Annotated in this window: 14 protein-coding genes and 1 pseudogene; 8 read left to right on the forward strand and 7 right to left on the reverse strand. The window is 58.5% G+C overall.

Annotated elements, in window-relative coordinates; all coding sequences use genetic code 11:
• Positions 1–27: 27 nt before the first annotated feature.
• The 4 genes and pseudogenes from NH398_RS04120 to NH398_RS04135 form a co-directional block, all read right to left on the reverse strand.
• The gene (locus NH398_RS04120) at positions 28–1,803 is read right to left on the reverse strand and encodes a S8/S53 family peptidase (RefSeq protein WP_253016729.1); all 1,776 of its coding nucleotides are present in this window, start codon (positions 1,801–1,803) and stop codon (positions 28–30) included.
• Positions 1,804–1,914: 111 nt separating this feature from the next.
• Complete coding sequence (locus tag NH398_RS04125) at positions 1,915–2,253, reverse strand: sensor histidine kinase (protein ID WP_253016731.1); 339 nt, start codon at positions 2,251–2,253, stop codon at positions 1,915–1,917.
• Between the two features lie 193 nt (positions 2,254–2,446).
• Positions 2,447–2,734: pseudogene (locus NH398_RS16795) on the reverse strand (DNA-binding response regulator); the annotation flags it as partial.
• A gap of 25 nt (positions 2,735–2,759) precedes the next feature.
• The gene (locus NH398_RS04135) at positions 2,760–3,017 is read right to left on the reverse strand and encodes a hypothetical protein (protein WP_253016733.1); all 258 of its coding nucleotides are present in this window, start codon (positions 3,015–3,017) and stop codon (positions 2,760–2,762) included.
• 201 nt (positions 3,018–3,218) lie between these two features.
• Here NH398_RS04135 and NH398_RS04140 point away from each other — a divergent pair, with 201 nt between their 5' ends.
• The 5 genes from NH398_RS04140 (at position 3,219) to NH398_RS04160 (ending at position 8,731) form a co-directional block, all read left to right on the forward strand.
• Positions 3,219–4,193, forward strand: a complete 975-nt coding sequence (locus tag NH398_RS04140) for a DUF2157 domain-containing protein (protein WP_253016735.1) — start codon at positions 3,219–3,221, stop codon at positions 4,191–4,193.
• Positions 4,190–5,263: a DUF4401 domain-containing protein gene (locus NH398_RS04145; RefSeq protein ID WP_253016737.1), complete on the forward strand. Its 1,074-nt coding sequence runs from the start codon at positions 4,190–4,192 to the stop codon at positions 5,261–5,263. The genes NH398_RS04140 and NH398_RS04145 overlap by 4 nt, the downstream gene beginning before the upstream one ends.
• Positions 5,253–5,774 (forward strand): GDYXXLXY domain-containing protein, encoded by a 522-nt coding sequence (locus tag NH398_RS04150; protein ID WP_253016739.1) that lies wholly within the window; start codon positions 5,253–5,255, stop codon positions 5,772–5,774. The genes NH398_RS04145 and NH398_RS04150 overlap by 11 nt, the downstream gene beginning before the upstream one ends.
• Before the next feature lie 98 nt (positions 5,775–5,872).
• Entirely contained in the window at positions 5,873–6,820 is a 948-nt protein-coding gene (locus NH398_RS04155; protein ID WP_159341302.1) for a pirin family protein, read from the forward strand.
• A gap of 141 nt (positions 6,821–6,961) precedes the next feature.
• Positions 6,962–8,731, forward strand: coding sequence for a mechanosensitive ion channel domain-containing protein (locus NH398_RS04160; RefSeq protein WP_253016742.1), 1,770 nt, complete (start codon positions 6,962–6,964; stop codon positions 8,729–8,731).
• 41 nt (positions 8,732–8,772) lie between these two features.
• On the opposite strand, the gene NH398_RS04165 is transcribed toward NH398_RS04160, so the two are convergent.
• The gene (locus NH398_RS04165; protein ID WP_253016744.1) at positions 8,773–12,255 is read right to left on the reverse strand and encodes an acyl-[ACP]--phospholipid O-acyltransferase; all 3,483 of its coding nucleotides are present in this window, start codon (positions 12,253–12,255) and stop codon (positions 8,773–8,775) included.
• A 192-nt stretch (positions 12,256–12,447) separates the two neighbouring features.
• On the opposite strand from NH398_RS04165, the gene NH398_RS04170 reads away from it, so the two are divergent.
• On the forward strand, positions 12,448–13,302 hold the full coding sequence (locus NH398_RS04170; RefSeq protein WP_253016745.1) for a putative RNA methyltransferase: 855 nt from the start codon (positions 12,448–12,450) through the stop codon (positions 13,300–13,302).
• Between the two features lie 107 nt (positions 13,303–13,409).
• Here NH398_RS04170 and NH398_RS04175 read toward each other — a convergent pair whose 3' ends face one another.
• Positions 13,410–13,616: a cold-shock protein gene (locus NH398_RS04175; protein WP_009095703.1), complete on the reverse strand. Its 207-nt coding sequence runs from the start codon at positions 13,614–13,616 to the stop codon at positions 13,410–13,412.
• 218 nt (positions 13,617–13,834) lie between these two features.
• Positions 13,835–14,050: a TIGR02450 family Trp-rich protein gene (locus tag NH398_RS04180; protein ID WP_159341309.1), complete on the reverse strand. Its 216-nt coding sequence runs from the start codon at positions 14,048–14,050 to the stop codon at positions 13,835–13,837.
• A gap of 188 nt (positions 14,051–14,238) precedes the next feature.
• Here NH398_RS04180 and NH398_RS04185 point away from each other — a divergent pair, with 188 nt between their 5' ends.
• Together NH398_RS04185 and NH398_RS04190 are read left to right on the forward strand one after the other, a co-directional pair.
• Positions 14,239–15,504: a dicarboxylate/amino acid:cation symporter gene (locus tag NH398_RS04185; protein ID WP_253016747.1), complete on the forward strand. Its 1,266-nt coding sequence runs from the start codon at positions 14,239–14,241 to the stop codon at positions 15,502–15,504.
• 27 nt (positions 15,505–15,531) lie between these two features.
• Complete coding sequence (locus NH398_RS04190) at positions 15,532–16,008, forward strand: nucleoside deaminase (RefSeq protein WP_253016749.1); 477 nt, start codon at positions 15,532–15,534, stop codon at positions 16,006–16,008.
• Positions 16,009–16,014: the final 6 nt, after the last annotated feature.

Below are 16,014 nucleotides of genomic sequence, written 5' to 3' on the forward strand. Positions count from 1 at the left end.
ATCAGGTGGGCTTTTTGTTGGCTGGGCCTAGCGCTCCTGATTCAAGCTTTGCACCGTTAAATCTAACGCTTTGAACATATCCAGCCGGGCAGAAAGGCCGATATCCGGATGATTCAGCTCATTAGCTCGCTCCGATGGCAGGATAGGGGCGGTGAGGTCGTCGGCATCGGTGGGCTCGAAATCGTACTCTTCGCCGATGGTCATGGCGCTGCGCCGTAGCAGCATACGTAGCTGGGCCGGGGAAAGCGTGGGTTCAATCGACATCATCGCGGCCAGCAGGCCGCCGACCAGCGGCGTGGCATAGGAGGTGCCGCAGTGGGCCTCGCCTTGCTCGTCGGCTATCAACGAGGAGCCGCGCACGCAGGCGGCGGCGGTAATATCCACACGCATATCAATATTAGAGGCGTTACGCTTTACCGCGTAACCGGGGTCGTTAACCGGCACGTCTTGCTCGCTGCGCTCGTGCCCGCCCACGACGAAGAGCTGATCGGTGACGAACGAGGAGGGTAGGCGGTACTCGTCGCGGCTGGAAAACGACGAGGCGTTCCCCGCTGAGTTAACCACCACCACATCCGGGTGTTCTTCACGTAGCCAGAGGAAGAACTCTTCGAGCAGCTCTTCGTAACCGCTCATGGCAATGCCGGAGCGCACCAGGGAATCCACTTCATCGCCATTAATGTCGATTGCACCGACGCGATGAATGCCCCAGCTCCAGTTGAGCACGCGAACACCGTCCTCTACTAGATTTACCGACGCGGCGATATTGGCCGTGATGCCCGCATCCGAGTTGCGATCAACGATCACGTCAAAGCCTGGGCCTACGTCATCTAGCCCGCGCAGAAAGCCACTGTTGCCGCCCTCGTTCCAGGCGGCGGCGAAGACACCAGCGACCGTGGTGCCATGACCATCCGGCTTGGCGGCGTCGCGGCCATAGACACAGGTGCGCTGAACATCCGCGCGGCAGTCGCCCAGGTAATCAGCGAAGTCGGGAGCGTCAAAATCGACGTTGCGCTCGATCACACCGATGCGAATGGGCTGGGTATCAATCTCGTCGCCCGCGCGCCCAATGCGTCGCTGGTAGAAGTTCACTGCATCCAAAAAGCGGTTAGAGGCCCACTCCGGGTCATCCTCGGCGGCCGGGGGCGTGGTGATGGTTTCACGCTCGATGCTCTCTTCGGCACCGGACTCTTCAGTGACCACCGCATCGACACTGACTTCGTTGCCTAGCCGGAGTACCAGGGCGTCTCGCTCATCCAGGTTGCTGGCGGGCAGGCGCAGTTGGTAGGTGTTCAGCGGGGGGATCATCCCTACCACTTCGGCACCGTACTTATCCGCTAAGCGCTGTGCCTCATTAGCGCCTTCGTGGCTCTCTTCAATAATCAGGCTGACCAGATTCACATAGGTGGTAATGCCGTCCATGTTTTTGGCCACTTCCTGATCATTTGCCGCCACCACATGGCTACCTTTCAATGTCAGCCACACCGGGTTGCTGGTCTGTTGCCGCTGCTCTACCCAGAGCGGGCCGCTGTCGGTGTCTGCGCTATCAATACTCACGCGCACCAAGCCGTCATCATGGCTGACGCTCTCTGTGGGCAGTGATGTGCCATTAAGCTTTACTTGGAATTCACTATTTTCTAGTCCGCTGACCTCTAGGCAAAACGTTTGCACGTCTAGCGTCAGTAAGTTGCCACAGCGCTGAAGCTGCTCTACCCGCAGCGGCTGTTCTGCCAGCGCGCCGTTAGCTACCCACATGAACGCCAGTGCCGGTATCCAACGGCCAGCGTTCCAAGAGATGACTGCCATGTCGCTACTCCCAACCATCATAAAAAAGTGGCTCTAGCATATCCGCATTTTCTGAACGCAGCATGAACTAGACAAGGTTAGCCACGGCGGCTAGTTGGGTGATTGCATGAGTCACTGCCGGGAAGGGAGGTGTAAGCCGGTAGGCGCAGGCAGAAAGAGGCGCCCCCTGCGGCTAGGTTCGTCACCTGAATATCCCCTGCCCTGGAGAGTCATAATTCGCCGAGCAATCGCCAATCCCAAGCCGGCGTGCCCGGTACTGCCAGACACATCGCCGCGATAGAACGGCTCGAAAATATGCGGTAGGTCCTTGGGGGCAATACCGGGGCCGTCGTCTTGTACATGCACCTCGGGCTGGCCGTCGGTGTGGCCTATGATGATCTTGATGTTGCCTCCCGCTGGGCTGTAGGCAATGGCGTTGCTGATCAGGTTATCCAGTACCCGTTCAGTCATGGCGAGGTCGGCATACGTGGTGGGTAATGCGGGGTCGCCGCTGAGAGTGAGCGTTAGCGCGCGCTCTTGGGCTGCTTGGCTGTGCTTTTGCACCACATCGTTGACCAATTCGGCCAGAGGGAAAGGCTCGGGCATCGGCGGTTAGCTCGCGCTCTTTGGTTTTTTCAAGCGAGGCGGACGCCATAGCATCCACTCGCCGAAACAGCGCTTTTACTCGGGCGGAAAGCTCCGCCACGCTGAACGGCTTCGTGAGGTAGTCATCCGCTCCCATTTCCAACCCCAGCACTCTGTCCAGCTCGGTACTTTTGGCGGTCAGCATCAGATCGAGAATCACCAGGTCGATACCGCCTTCGCGAAAACGCATGAGCCCTGTATCTCCCCTGTCATAAAGAACAGGCGTCATACCCAGCTCGGCCACGTGCATACGAACCAGCTCGCCGATACCTGGGTTGTCCTCGATGATCAGTACGTTTCGCGTCATAGCTTCCTGGCTCTCGAAAGGGGCGTTACTCTTTCATGCTGTCGGTGGTGTCCATGTGATCGTTCTCCATGCTCATGTCGTCATCCATGGCCATGCTGTCTTCTGACATGCCTTCATCCATCATGCCGTGCTCTTCCATATCGCCGTTCATGGAGTGGCCCATGTCATCGGATTGCATATTGTCTTGCATCATGCCGTCATCGTTTTTCATCTCTTCTGCATGGCTGACCGTTGCCATCAGGCTGAATAGGCATAATGCTGCCAGAGTGGTGAACTTGTTCATGTGCGTAACTCTCCGAGAGAAGGCCTGCCGGGTTGGTAGGCTCACTGTTAGTCTCGGCGCTCCTCGTCACGGGAACATCACGGGGTGTTAAAGAGTTTATCTCGCAAGTTTAACGAATGTATAACGCAGCGCCGCGAATACCGGTAGATACCGCGACTGTTCATAAAATCGACTCATAAAAACTGCGCATAAGGAACCTCCGTGACCACGAACCGCCGTGAACTCGTCTCGCTGGTTGAGCGAGGCGTTATCTCACCTGATCAAGTAGCCAAGGCCGTGAGCGTGGCGGGCCTGCATCCTACGCCTCGCGCCTGGGCGGCACTGCTGGATAGGCTACTGCTGTGGCTCGGTGCCTTAGCACTGGCCTTTGCGGTGCTGTTTTTCGTGGCGTACCACTGGGTGGCGATAGGGCACTGGCTGCGCTTTGGCTTGGTGCAGGCGGTGTTATTGGTAGCGGTGGGCGTGGCGGTTTGGCGACCTGCGAATGTTTGGGTTAGCCGGGTAGCGCTCACGGCTGCCTTTGTGCTGCTGGGCGTTCTGCTGGCGCTTGTTGGGCAGGTGTATCAAACCGGTGCAGACCCGTGGCAGCTCTTTTTCGCTTGGGCCCTCTTGGGGCTGCCGTGGGTATGGGCGGCGCGTTTTAGCCTGCTTTGGCTGGTGTGGCTGGGCGTGGGGAATCTGGCGATTTGGCTGCATGCCAGCGTATGGGGCTGGGGCGTGAATGGCCGCTTTCTCGCCGGGGAGTCGGGCTTATGGGGGCTTTGGGCAGCCAACGTAGCGGCGCAAACGGTGTGGGAGTGGGGCGCCCAGCGACGGGGCTGGCCAGGGCGTTGGGCAATACGCGTTCTAGCGCTGGGCAGTGGCCTACCCATCACGCTGCTCATGATGAGCTGGGTAGCTGGGTTCACCTTTGGCGTCACGCCAAGCGCGTTGCTTTACCCCGTTTGGTTGGCTGCGCTGTATGGCGTTTACCGGTGGTGGCGGTTGGATCTGTTGATACTGGCCGGTGGCTGTGTGTCGATAATTGTTGTGCTGACGCTCTGCATAGCTCGTTTGGTGATGTGGGAGGGCCAGGGCGAAGCAGGCGGGCTATTGATCGTTGCCGTGACGGTGTTTGCCCTGGGCGCGGCAGCCGTGGCGTGGCTAAAACGTCTACAGCGTGAGGCTATCCAATGAGCCAACAAGAGTCACCGTTGAAGCAAACACTCGCTCAAGCGGGAGTGGTTCTGAATGAGCGGGCCACTGCCACGCATTCTATGCCCTGGTTCGTGCGCGGCGTTCAAGCGCTTTCCGGCTGGCTGGCCGCGCTGTTTTTGTTGGGGTTTATCGCCACCGGCGTGGTGTGGGTACTAGAAAGCCCGCTTGCTGCCTTACTGGTCGGCGGAGTAATGGTACTAGGCGCGTATGCGCTGCTGCGACGTTCACCCGATAGCGATGTCATGGAACATATGGCGCTGGCGTTTAGCTTAGCTGGGCAGCTGTTGATCGCGTGGCCGCTAGCGGATGCGCTTAGCTTTTCTGTGGGCTTGGGCTGGGCACTGGTGATCATGCAAATGGCCGTGGCATGGTGGATGCCAAGCCGCCTTCACCGCTTTGTGGCCGTGGTATTGGCGTGCCTTGCCTTGGAGTTTTCACTTGCTGCCAGCGGGTTTACGCAGGTGGCGAGTGGCTTTGTGGTATTAGCGCTGGTGGGGCTGTGGTTGAACGAGTTTCGCTGGCCGGATCGCCTGAGTGACATGCATGCCTGGGGCATGGGCCTGTTAGTGGGCGTGCTTATGCTGCAAGGCGTTGCCCATGCAGGGCAGGCGCTGTGGCTAGGCCATTTTGTGGAACTGGACGCGATTTCCCCGATGCTCAGCCACAGCATCAGTACGGCGTTGGCAGGCGTGGCGCTGTTATGGGTGGCACATACGGCGCTGAGCCGCCACTCGTCTTCAAGCAGTGTGATGTGGGCGGCGTATGGCGCTGCCTTACTGGTGGCGGTGCTCGCTTATTTTGCGCCTGGGCTGAGTAGCGGCATCGCGGTGCTGCTGCTGGGCGTTGCGATTAGCCATCGGGTGTTAATGGCCAGTGGCATACTTCTTCTACTAGCGGCGGTCAGCGCCTATTACTACTGGTTAGATATCTCGCTACTTCACAAGGCAGCGCTGCTGTGTGTTCTGGGCTTCGCGCTGTTAGCGCTGCGTTGGGGGTTGCAGCGCTGGCGCTTAGCGACAACAAAAGGAGGTGAACACCATGGCCGCTAGCGTTAGGCGTTTTCGATGGGTGGTCATGCTGGCCACGCTGGCGGTGTTGGTCGTGGTCAACAGCGCCATTTGGCAGAAGGAGCGTCATATCGCGCAAGGGGAGGTGGTTTACCTGGAACTGGCCCCGGTCGATCCCCGTTCCCTAATGCAGGGCGACTATATGGCGCTCAACTTTGCCCTGGCGAACCGCCTGCAAAGCGAGCTATATCAGCGCGCTGAGAATCTCCCAACCTCTATGAACGGTGACGTGGTCGTCCGTGTCGATAGCGCTCGAGTTGCTCACTTCCAGCGAATAGACGATGGCACACCGCTAGAAGCGGATGAGCGGCGCTTACAGTTTCGCTTGCGCCATGGGCAGGTGCGTTTTGCCACCAACGCCTTCTTCTTTCAAGAGGGCCACGCCGAGCGCTATGAAGCGGCCCATTACGGCGAGTTTCGCGTCAATAAAGAGGGCGAGCTGCTGCTCACCGCGCTGTATGACGACACCTTCCAGCGTTTGGGAGAAGATTAACCGCGCTTCGGGCAGCCCGGGGCCGTTTCAGCTATACCCTTACTACGTGCACCACCGTATTTGACTCGTATTACGTGAACGCCGATGGGAGACTGGTGATGAGTTGGATGCCTGATATCGAGCCGAACTGCCCCTCCGCTGGCCGTTTGGAAGACATCGAAACGCTGATTGTGCCTCGCGCTCGCGACATTGGCGGTTTTGCAGTGCGCCGAGCGTTGCCTGCTCCGAAACGGCAGATGGTGGGGCCGTTCATCTTTTTCGACCAGATGGGCCCGGCCGAATTCCTCCGTGAAGAGGGCATCGACGTGCGGCCGCACCCACACATTGGGTTAGCAACGGTCACCTACCTTTACCAAGGGGAGTTCCAGCACCGCGATAGCTTGGGAACGAACCAGATGATTTATCCTGGCGCGGTGAATTGGATGGTCGCGGGTAATGGCGTCACCCACTCTGAGCGAACCAGCCCCACCACCCGCGAACGCGACCACTCGCTGTTTGGCATTCAAACCTGGGTGGCACTGCCCGAGGCGTATGAGGACAAGCCCGCCAGCTTTGCCCACCACGGTGAAGAGACGCTGCCGCTGCTCAGTGGTGAAGGAAAAAACGTACGCCTGATTCTGGGCACGGCCTGGGGCGAGCGCTCTCCCGTAGAGACCTTCTCCGATATGTTCTACGCCGACGCGGTGCTTGCTCCAGGCGCGAAATTGCCACTGCCGGATCATCACGAAGACCGCGGGCTTTATGTGACCTCCGGCGCAATTCTCGTGGCCGGTGAGACGTTCGAGGCAGGGCGTATGATGGTGTTTCGGCCGGGCGATGCGATGACCGTGGTGGCAGGGGAACAGGGGGCACGTTTGATGCTGCTGGGAGGGGAAACCCTCAATGGCCCGCGCTATATCTCGTGGAATTTCGTCGCCTCCTCGCGTGAAAAACTGGACGCCGCCAAGCAAGCGTGGATCGAGGGCGACTTCGAACACGGGCGTTTTAAGCTTCCTCCGGACGATGACCGCGAGTTCATTCCCTTTCCCGGTCAGCCATCGCGTTAGCCTTCGTGCTTGCCGGATGGGGGAACGTGGTCTGTACTTTGTCCAACCATCGACATGGACCGCCCACTGATGACAGTGGGTACGCGGCGCAAGCCGTTGGTGGATGGACGTATTGGCTCACTTTCACTAAATAAGGCAAGTATGAAAAATCAAAGCTCATGGCCCGTCTGGTGTGTGCTGGCCGTCACGCTACTTTTTTCCAGCGTGGGGATGGCGCAAACGCAAGGCGATGAGAGCGACGACTCGCGTTGGTTCACCATGGATGCGATCAACACCGGGTTGGATGACGTACCCGACGATGCAAAGCGCATGTCGCCTCGGGAGACCATCCGCAGCTTCTTGAATTTCACCGAAGAGGAAAATTACGCCGATGCGGCGCATTTGTTGAACCTGGCGGATATCGACCCCAGCGAGCAGGCCACGCGGGGGACCGAGTTGGCCAAACAGCTTGCCGAGATCTTGCGCCGTGGCGAGTGGCTGAATGCCTCCAACCTGCCGGGCCGCCAGGATGCCGCCATCGAGGACCCTTCTGGTCAGAATCCATTAGCGGGCCAACCCCGACGCAATATCGAGTTAGCCGCGCTGCAGGTGGAAGGCCAAGCCTACGATGTGCGGCTAGGGCGCTATCGCGTGGGGGAAGAGGACCCCATCTGGCTAATCATGCCAGAGAGCGTGTCATCGATTCCGACACTGTACGAAGAGTACGGCCCTTCCATGCTCGAGAGCTACATTCCCGAACGTTTCAAAGCGTCGTTTGGCGTGCTGAAAATTTGGGAGTGGCTGGCTATCCCCGTTTTTCTGATCACCATTGGCGTCGTCGGCATCGCGACCTATTACTTGATGGGGCTGATCGCCCGTATTCTGCCCTCCGGTATATCGACGATATTCGCCGACCAGATCGGCGTGCCGGTGGCGCTCATCGCGATGTCGCTAGTCACTCAAATGCTGCTCGATTACGTGGTGTCGTTTTCAGCGGTGGCCACCACGACGTTCAGGGTATTGCTAATTGCGATCATGGCCTGGGGCGCAGGCACCATCGCGCTGAGGCTGGTCGATACCATCATGCTGCGCATGACCCGCCGCTTGGTGGGGGAGATCGACGACACCAAACCCAAAGACAAGCGCCGGCTGCTAACCTCGCTCTACGCCCTGCGTCGAGTGATTATCTTGATCACCGTCGTGTCGGTGTCGGTCTATGTGCTTGGGCAAATCCAGCTGTTTGAATCTCTAGGGCTTTCCATTCTGGCCTCGGCCAGTGTGTTGGCCGTGCTGGTCGGTATCGCGGGTCAGGCGGTGCTGGGCAATATTCTGTCGTCGTTCCAACTCTCACTGGCCAAGCCCATCCGCATTGGCGATTTAGTGATCTTCGAAGGGCAGTGGTGCTATGTGGAGGGGATTTTCTACACATTCATCCGCCTACGCTCCTGGGATGAGCGGCGGTTGATCGTGCCAGTCACGTACTTCACCTCCAAGCCGTTCGAAAACCTCTCGGTGAAAAGCACCAAGATGTATCGCTTCTTGGAGCTAACCCTGCACCTGAGTGCCGATATCTCCCAGGTACGCGAGAAGTTTTTAGAGTTTGCCAAAGAAGAGGATAGCGTGATCGAGCACCATAAGCTGCTCTGTTACGTCACCGGCCAAACCGCACACGCACAAACGGTCACCTGCTACTTAATGACGTCCGACCCCATGGCAGGCTGGACCGCTGAGATGAACGTGCGTGAAAAGTTAATGGCCTATATCCGCGACGAACACCCGGAATGGTGGCCCCGCGACGTGGTGGTGATTAGCCATCATGATATTGCGCGTGGGGAGCATGCCAGACAATCAAGCGGCCAACAGAAAGGTGCGACGGGACAAACCGGTGAGTCAAACGACTCAAGTGACGCACCGGACGGCAGCGCTGAGTAAGTTCACCAGAAAGGGCAGCGGCTAGGCCGCTGCCCTGTTTACTAAGGTGATAGACGGACGTCAGCCGCCAGCTGCGCTTCGGCAAGCCGTTTCGCGCCAGCAAAGTCTGCTTTTCCTGACCCTAAACGGGGTATCTCTTCCACGGTGAGCCAGTCGCTGGGAATCATTAACGCGGGCGTGCCGTGGCTGCGCAGGGCGGTTTTGAGCGTTTTGGCGTCTAGCGGTGCTTCGCTCAGTAGGACGATGCGTTCGCCTTTGTTTGAATTGGGCAGGCTGACGGCCATCAGCGGTATGTCGGGGTCGTCGACGACCGCTCTGACCGCGGCTTCGACGGCGCTGAGGCTGACCATTTCGCCGCCGATTTTGGCAAAACGGGCGTAGCGGTCGATCAGTGTTAAAAAGCCATCTTCATCGATAAACCCTTTATCGCCAGTGATGTACCAGCGCTGACCGTCGAAGGTGTTGAGGGCCTGTTCGGTGCGCTGAGGGGCGTTGAGATAGCCCTGCATCACCTGCGGCCCGCTAATCACAATCATGCCGGGCTCGTTGGTGGGTAGCTCCTCGAAGCGCTCAGGGTCGACGACCTTAATACTGGTGCCGGGGAGCGGCATACCCACGGTGCCGGGCTTATTGCCTTTTTGAACCTGCTGGTAGTGAACGCCGACGGCGTCGGGTAGGTTAACGGCCGCCACTGGAGCGGTTTCTGTCGCGCCGTAGCCTTCATAAATTGCCTTATTGAATTTGTGCGCAAACCCTTCACGTACGCTGTCATCCAGTTTCTCGGCGCCAGCCACCACAACGCGCAGGCTTTCCAGCATGGCGGGCTGTACCTTTGGGCTGCGGTTGAATAGCCGTAGCATGCTGGAGGTTCCGAACATAATGGTGGCTTTATGCTTGGCGACCGCGTTGGCAACACCTGGGGCATCGGTGGGGTCGGCGTGACTGACCAGCGGCAGCCCTTCGATCAATGGCAGTAGCTGGGTGACGGTAAAGCCGAACGCGTGAAAGAGCGGCAGCGAGGCCATGACCACATCGTCGTGCTGGGTATTGAGCACATCGGAGGTCTGTTTGATATTGGCCATCAGGTTGCGGTGGCTCAGCATCACGCCCTTGGGCTGCCCTTCGCTGCCGCTGGAGAACAGAATGGCCGCCGTGGCGTCCGCATTCCGTCCATAGCAGAACAGCGCTTGTAACAACCAAGCGGGCAGCAGGCGAACGGCAAAAAACGTACTGACGCGCTCAAACCGGGAGGTCCCCGCCTGTAGCTCTTCCAAATAGATCACCTGCTTGCCCTCCAGCAGCGAGTCCACCGCCAGTCCCCGTTGGCTCAGCTTTTCCACAAAGCGGCACGAGGTGACGACGGTGCGAATATCGGCTTGCTGCAGCGCAGAGGCAAGAGCAGCTTGGCTGGCGGTGTAGTTCAAGTTCACCAGCGTTTTACCCGCGAGCAACGTGGCCATATTGGCCAATACCCCAGCAGTGCTGGTAGGTAGCAGTAGGCCAAGCGTCGATTCGTTGAGGCTACGGTGGCGAAAACGCTTGGCGAGCAGCAGGCTAGCGGTGAGCGCTTGGCCTGCGTTGAGTGAGCGGCTCAAGGTGTCGGCCAGCGCTGGGGCGCTTGGGCTGCGTTTGACACTGTTGATCCAGGCCTCAGGCAGCGAAGGCAGTTCCGCCATGGCGTGTTGCCACGAGTGGGTCGCCTGCTCGAAGATACGCCGTTTGAGTACGTCGGCGGGGGTGTCTTTGGGTAGCGGTTTGCCAAAGGCGACTACCACCGAGCGGTGCAGCGGCGCATTGCGTAGCTCCTTGAGTTTGCTAGACGAGCGGGAGAATTGGCTGCCCCACAGGCCACGCAGGTAAAACGGCACGATGCGCACGTCTGGATGGGCGTGTTTGCAGGCGCGTTCGTAGCCTCGGCGCAGCTCGCCCAGCTGGCCGTTGCGGCTAATCGCTCCTTCGGGAAACAGGCACACCACTTCCCCTGCGTTGAGCTGCTCGGCCACGGCGGCCAGCGCGTTCTCGGCCCCTGCGCCGCGCTCAATGGGAATGCAGCCCAGCGCTTTAAAGAACCAGCGTAGGTACCAGCGCTGGTAGATGTTTTTCAGCATCACGAATCGCACTGGGCGCGGGCTGGCAATTTGCACCATCGCCCAGTCTACCCAACTGATGTGGTTGCCCAGCAGCAGCACGCCGCCTTGGGCGGGCAGGTTTTCTAGCCCGTGAACGTCTACGCGGTAACGGCGGGTAAGCAGGAAGCTGAGAATGAAGCGCACTAAGCTCTGGGGCAGTTTGAAAATGGTGTAGCCGCCGCCCACCATCGCCACGCTAGCGACCAATAGCAGCAGGTAATGGCTATCGACCCCCGCCAGCGCGAACAGCGCGGTGAGCACCAAAAAGCCCAGCATCGACAGGTTTTGGATCCAGTTATTGGCGGCCAGCACGGTGCCTAGCTCGTGGTCCGACGCATGAAACTGGATCAATGCGTTGAGCGGCACGATAAATAGCCCGCCCATCATGCCGATGAACACAAAGTTGAGCGCTTGGCTGGTGGGCGTGGTGAGGAGAGGAAGGCACCAAAGCCCGACGGCGACACCGACAGCACCCAGCGGAATCAACCCGGTTTCAATACGGTTGCGGGAGAGCTTGCTGGCTAACAGCGAGCCGAGAGCGATGCCGATACCGCTGGCGGCGAGAATGGCTTGCAGCACCAGCGTGTTCTCAATGCTGAGCGCCTCTTTGGCATAGGCGGGAAAAGCGGCCAGCAGCACTTGCCCCACCGACCAGAATGTCGCCAACCCAATGATGGAGAGGCGCAGCACCGGCTGGCGGGCAAGAATGCGTAGATTCTCTTTTAACGCAGTGCCGCTGCGGTAGCGTGCCCAGGTGAGCGGGGTAGCCGCAGGCTGTGCTTCATCCAGTGGGAGCCGATAAAGGGCGACGACCTGAAGGCCGCTGTTAAGCACCAGTAGCCAGCCCAGCGGGGCGATATGGCGCAGTAGGTCGCTTGGCGTGCTGGCGCTGGGGGTGACCCAGTGTTCAAACAGGGCGGTAAACGCCACCGTGCCGGCCAGGATCGCACCAATGGTAACCGCCTGCACTAGCCCGTTGGCTTCGGCTAGCCGGGGCTTACCAAACAGTCCTTTTAACAGGCCGTACTTGGCGGGTGAGTAGAATGTAGACTGAATAGCCAGCAGCAGCGTCATCGCAAAAGCGAGCCAGAACCAGCCCTGGTAGTAGGCGGTGGTAATGCCCAGCGACACCGCCACCGCAGCCCAGGCGGAGAGCCTTAGCACACGTACTTTGGGAGTGCTGTCGGCAATATGGCCTGCCGGGCTGAAGAGGAGAATGAACGGCAGCAGAATTAGCCCATTCACCAGGGCGGTAAGCACGACCTGGGTCGCGCCATCGTAGCTTTTGAAAATCGTATTCTGAATGACGATTTTGTGCCCGAGATCTACAAAAGCATTGAGAAAAATGGCCATCAAGTAGGGCCAAGCGCCCGCGATGCGCAGCAAAGGTTGCATGGTGTGTCGCCTTAGTCGCCGAAAGTTAACGCACTGTCGGCAAACGGGGTGAGTGTTGCAACGCTCACCGTTCAAGTTGAGTTATATAGGCTTTCCGGTATCGTTAATGTTTAGATGCCTGATGCCCTCGATGATGTGTCAGCATATTGCCCGTCTATTCACACCAGAAAAAGCCGTCACGAGAAACTTCCGATGAATCGTACCCCTTTTCAGGCCCTGGCCTGCCCGTTAGACGGCGAACCGCTCCATTTGAAAGGCGGCACTTGGCGGTGTGCGTCAAACCACAGTTTCGATGTGGCGAAACAGGGCTATATCAACCTACTACCTGTACAGCAGAAACGCTCCACCGACCCTGGTGACAGCAAAGCCATGGTGGCAGCCCGCCAGCGCTTTTTGGCGGCGGGTGACTATGCGCCTATAGCAAAGGCGCTTAGCCAGGCGTTGATGCGCCACTGTGAGCAGCCAGAAACGTACAGCTGCCTGGATGCAGGCTGTGGCGAGGGTTACTACCTGCGCCAACTGGCCCAATACATGCCCGAGTTGCAGGCGCTGTCACTGATGGGGCTGGATATCTCGAAGTGGGCAGTGCAGTCGGCGGCGAAGCAAGACGATAAGCGGGCTCCCATAAGCCGTTGGGTCGTGGGCAGTAACGCCCAATTGCCGGTGCAGTCGGCAACGCTGGATAGCGTGCTGTGTATGTTTGGCTTTCCGGTGTATAGCGAGTTTGCACGTGTGCTTAAGCCGGGCGGGCAGTTGCTGCAAGTAGAAGCGGGGCCGGAGCACCTGCGCGAGCTACGGGAAATTATTTATCCCACCCTAAAGCCTGCGCGTGAGAGAGCGCCTGATGTGCCGGATGGTTTTAAGCACCTCGCCTTGGAGCAAATCCGCTACTCTATCGCGCTGGAAGGAGCGGAGGCTATCGGTGATCTACTGACCATGACACCGCATTTATATCGCGCCAGTGCGGAGGGGCGCGAGCGAGCAGCTAACTTGGAGCAGCTCACGCTGACTATTGATGCTCAGCTGATCGTATGGGAGAGGATTTAATACCCAAACGCAGAAAGGCCCGCCGAGGCGGGCCTTTCTGTTTGAACCGTTCACCTGATGGGTGAGGGTTCTAGCAAACTTTTCAGTGCTATCGAGGACGATAGGACTTAGGAGATTTGCTTGATGTTAGAAGCCTGAAGGCCTTTTTTACCCTGGGTAACGTCGAAAGAGACGTTAGCGCCTTCCTGAAGGGTTTTGAAGCCGTCAGACTGAATTTCAGAGAAGTGTGCAAACAGGTCGTCGCCGCCGTCAGAAGGAGCGATGAAACCGAAGCCTTTAGTGTCGTTAAACCATTTAACTGTGCCAGTTGCCATTGTGTAGATCCTTTCGCGCTAATGCGCCGTAATAAAATTCCTGGTATTACCCAGATGAAGTAGCGGGTGAAACAAGGAATACAATATCAGGCTGCCGAAAAAGATCGTACGCTTCTGAAACCATGCTGCTTGCTAACCAACTGACGCTACAGTGTCATGCTTCTGGGGCTAGGTCAAAGCCTTTCGCGTTTATTTTCTGACTGCCCGCAGGCCACGGATTACTTCCAGCCCATTTTCCAAAGGCTGTCATCTTTGAGCGCTTGCCATGGCAGCGTGCTCTCTCGGTGGGAGTGAACCGCTTCGAGCACGACATCCACGACGTTCTCCTCTTCATCGCGGAGCAGTTGCGTCACGATGAAGTGCTTCTCCTTATGGCGTGGCGTTACGGCTGTCCATTTGCTGTGGTGTAGCTTGTTAGGGTTGATGTTATTCATCGAGACTCCAGTTAGGTAAGCAGAGCGGCAACGTTGGCGAAGGGGGCCTATGATAGTCGTCATAAAGGGCGTGTTAAGCTATTTCATTGGCGTGAGAGGGCTCACGCGACGCTCCCTCTGTTTCGGTAACCAATAGTGATGTTTCATGCCATGGTTGGTTCCACGGATTTACATCGACAGGACATTCAATGACATATCTCTGGAAGCGCTATCTTCAAGCATCGCTCATCCTCCGCGTCACCGTTGCGCTGGTACTGGGCGTGCTGGTGGGCATCGTGGGCGGTGACGAGGTGGCCGTGTGGCTAGCTCCCTTGGGGGATTTGCTGCTTCGGCTACTGACGTTTCTGATCGTCCCGATCGTGCTGTTCACTCTCATGGTGGGGGTGAACCAATCACGGGAAGGCAGTGCCGGCCGCGTGGGCGGCAAGGTGTTCCTTTACTACTTAGGCTCTTCGGCGCTGGCCATTACGGTGGGGCTGTCCGTTGCCACGCTGTTCAGCCCGGGCAGCGGCATGACGCTCAGCGACAGCGCGAGTTTTTCAGTGCCAGACAACCCAGGCGTGGTCGATGCGCTGCTCAATATCGTGCCGGGCAATATCGTGGCCGCCTTTGCCGAACTCAATATGCTGGGCATCATCTTTACCGCGCTGGTGTTCGGGATTGCGCTGTTGAAAATGCGCCAATCCGAGCAGCAGCACGCGCTTGGCGAGCAGCTTTATCAAGTTATCGAAGGATTAAACGAGGTCACCCTGAAAGTGATGTCGGGGGTGCTGCATTTCGTGCCCATTGGCGTCTTTGCCATCGTTGCTGAAACGGTGAGTCAGCAGGGGATGGAAACGCTTCTTTCGCTGGGTGACATGGTGATGGTGATGTACATCGCGCTCGGCGCACAGCTGTTGATCTACTGCGCGGTGATGCTGCTGTTTGGCGTGAAATTACGCAGCTTTTTTGGTGAGGCGCGAACGCCGATGGCCACTGCCTTCGCCACGCAAAGCAGCTCCGGTACGCTGCCCATCACGATCAATGCTGCGCAGCGGTTGGGCATCCCGAAAAGCATTTATGGCTTTAGCCTGCCCCTGGGAGCAACGCTCAATATGGACGGTGCCGCGATCCGTATTGCCATTTCAGCGGTGTTTGCCGCCAACGTGATTGGCGCGCCTCTGGACTTGATGAGCATGGTGCAGATCGTGCTGATCGGCACGCTGGTCACGGTAGGCACGGCCGGGGTGCCGGGGGCGGGCATCATCATGATCGCCACCGTGTTTGCCCAAGTAGGCCTGCCCATCGAAACCGTGGCGCTACTCACCGCCATTGATGCCCTGGTAGGCATGGGGGCAACGGCGCTGAATGTCACGGGAGACTTGGTCGGCACGACCGTGATTGCCCGAAGTGAAGGGCATACGCTGGCTGAAGCGCCTGATGAAGAAGGCGGCCACGCGGTGGAGAACGCTTGATTTGCGTTGGAGCGATAGGAGGAAGCCATGATTCACGATCATGAGTACCGCTACCTGGAACGCGCCGTGGCGCTGGCCGAAGAGGCGCTCAATGCCGGTGATGAACCCTTTGGCAGCGTATTAGTCAGCGCCCAGGGCGAGATACTGGCGGAAGACCGCAACCGTATTGCCGGAGGCGACGCCACGCAGCACCCTGAGTTTGCGTTAGCCCGCTGGGCAGCCAATCACCTATCACCAGAAGCGCGTGCGGCCGCCACGGTGTATACCTCGGGTGAGCACTGCCCCATGTGTGCGGCGGCCCATGGCTGGGTAGGGCTGGGGCGGATCGTTTACGTCAGCTCGACCAAGCAGCTAGGGCAGTGGTTGGCAGAGTGGGACGTTGCACCGCCGCCAGTGGCTACGCTACCGATCAACGACGTGGTGCCAGGGCTTGAGGTAGATGGCCCGGTACCTGGGTTGGACGAGCAAGTACACGCGTTGCATCGACGCCTGCACGGCAAGTAGCTACGC

The organism is Halomonas sp. CnH100-B (assembly GCF_024124605.1).
In the GTDB taxonomy this organism is placed as follows: Bacteria; Pseudomonadota; Gammaproteobacteria; order Pseudomonadales; family Halomonadaceae; genus Vreelandella.

Coding starts and splice junctions, on each gene's coding strand:
- NH398_RS04165 (WP_253016744.1), bottom strand. CDS start 12,255: ATGCAACCTTTGCTGCGCATCGCGGGCGCTTGGCCCTACTTGATGGCC.
- NH398_RS04190 (WP_253016749.1), top strand. CDS start 15,532: ATGATTCACGATCATGAGTACCGCTACCTGGAACGCGCCGTGGCGCTG.
- NH398_RS04170 (WP_253016745.1), top strand. CDS start 12,448: ATGAATCGTACCCCTTTTCAGGCCCTGGCCTGCCCGTTAGACGGCGAA.
- NH398_RS04185 (WP_253016747.1), top strand. CDS start 14,239: ATGACATATCTCTGGAAGCGCTATCTTCAAGCATCGCTCATCCTCCGC.
- NH398_RS04150 (WP_253016739.1), top strand. CDS start 5,253: ATGGCCGCTAGCGTTAGGCGTTTTCGATGGGTGGTCATGCTGGCCACG.
- NH398_RS04145 (WP_253016737.1), top strand. CDS start 4,190: ATGAGCCAACAAGAGTCACCGTTGAAGCAAACACTCGCTCAAGCGGGA.
- NH398_RS04155 (WP_159341302.1), top strand. CDS start 5,873: ATGAGTTGGATGCCTGATATCGAGCCGAACTGCCCCTCCGCTGGCCGT.
- NH398_RS04180 (WP_159341309.1), bottom strand. CDS start 14,050: ATGAATAACATCAACCCTAACAAGCTACACCACAGCAAATGGACAGCC.
- NH398_RS04125 (WP_253016731.1), bottom strand. CDS start 2,253: ATGACTGAACGGGTACTGGATAACCTGATCAGCAACGCCATTGCCTAC.
- NH398_RS04175 (WP_009095703.1), bottom strand. CDS start 13,616: ATGGCAACTGGCACAGTTAAATGGTTTAACGACACTAAAGGCTTCGGT.
- NH398_RS04160 (WP_253016742.1), top strand. CDS start 6,962: ATGAAAAATCAAAGCTCATGGCCCGTCTGGTGTGTGCTGGCCGTCACG.
- NH398_RS04135 (WP_253016733.1), bottom strand. CDS start 3,017: ATGAACAAGTTCACCACTCTGGCAGCATTATGCCTATTCAGCCTGATG.
- NH398_RS04120 (WP_253016729.1), bottom strand. CDS start 1,803: ATGGCAGTCATCTCTTGGAACGCTGGCCGTTGGATACCGGCACTGGCG.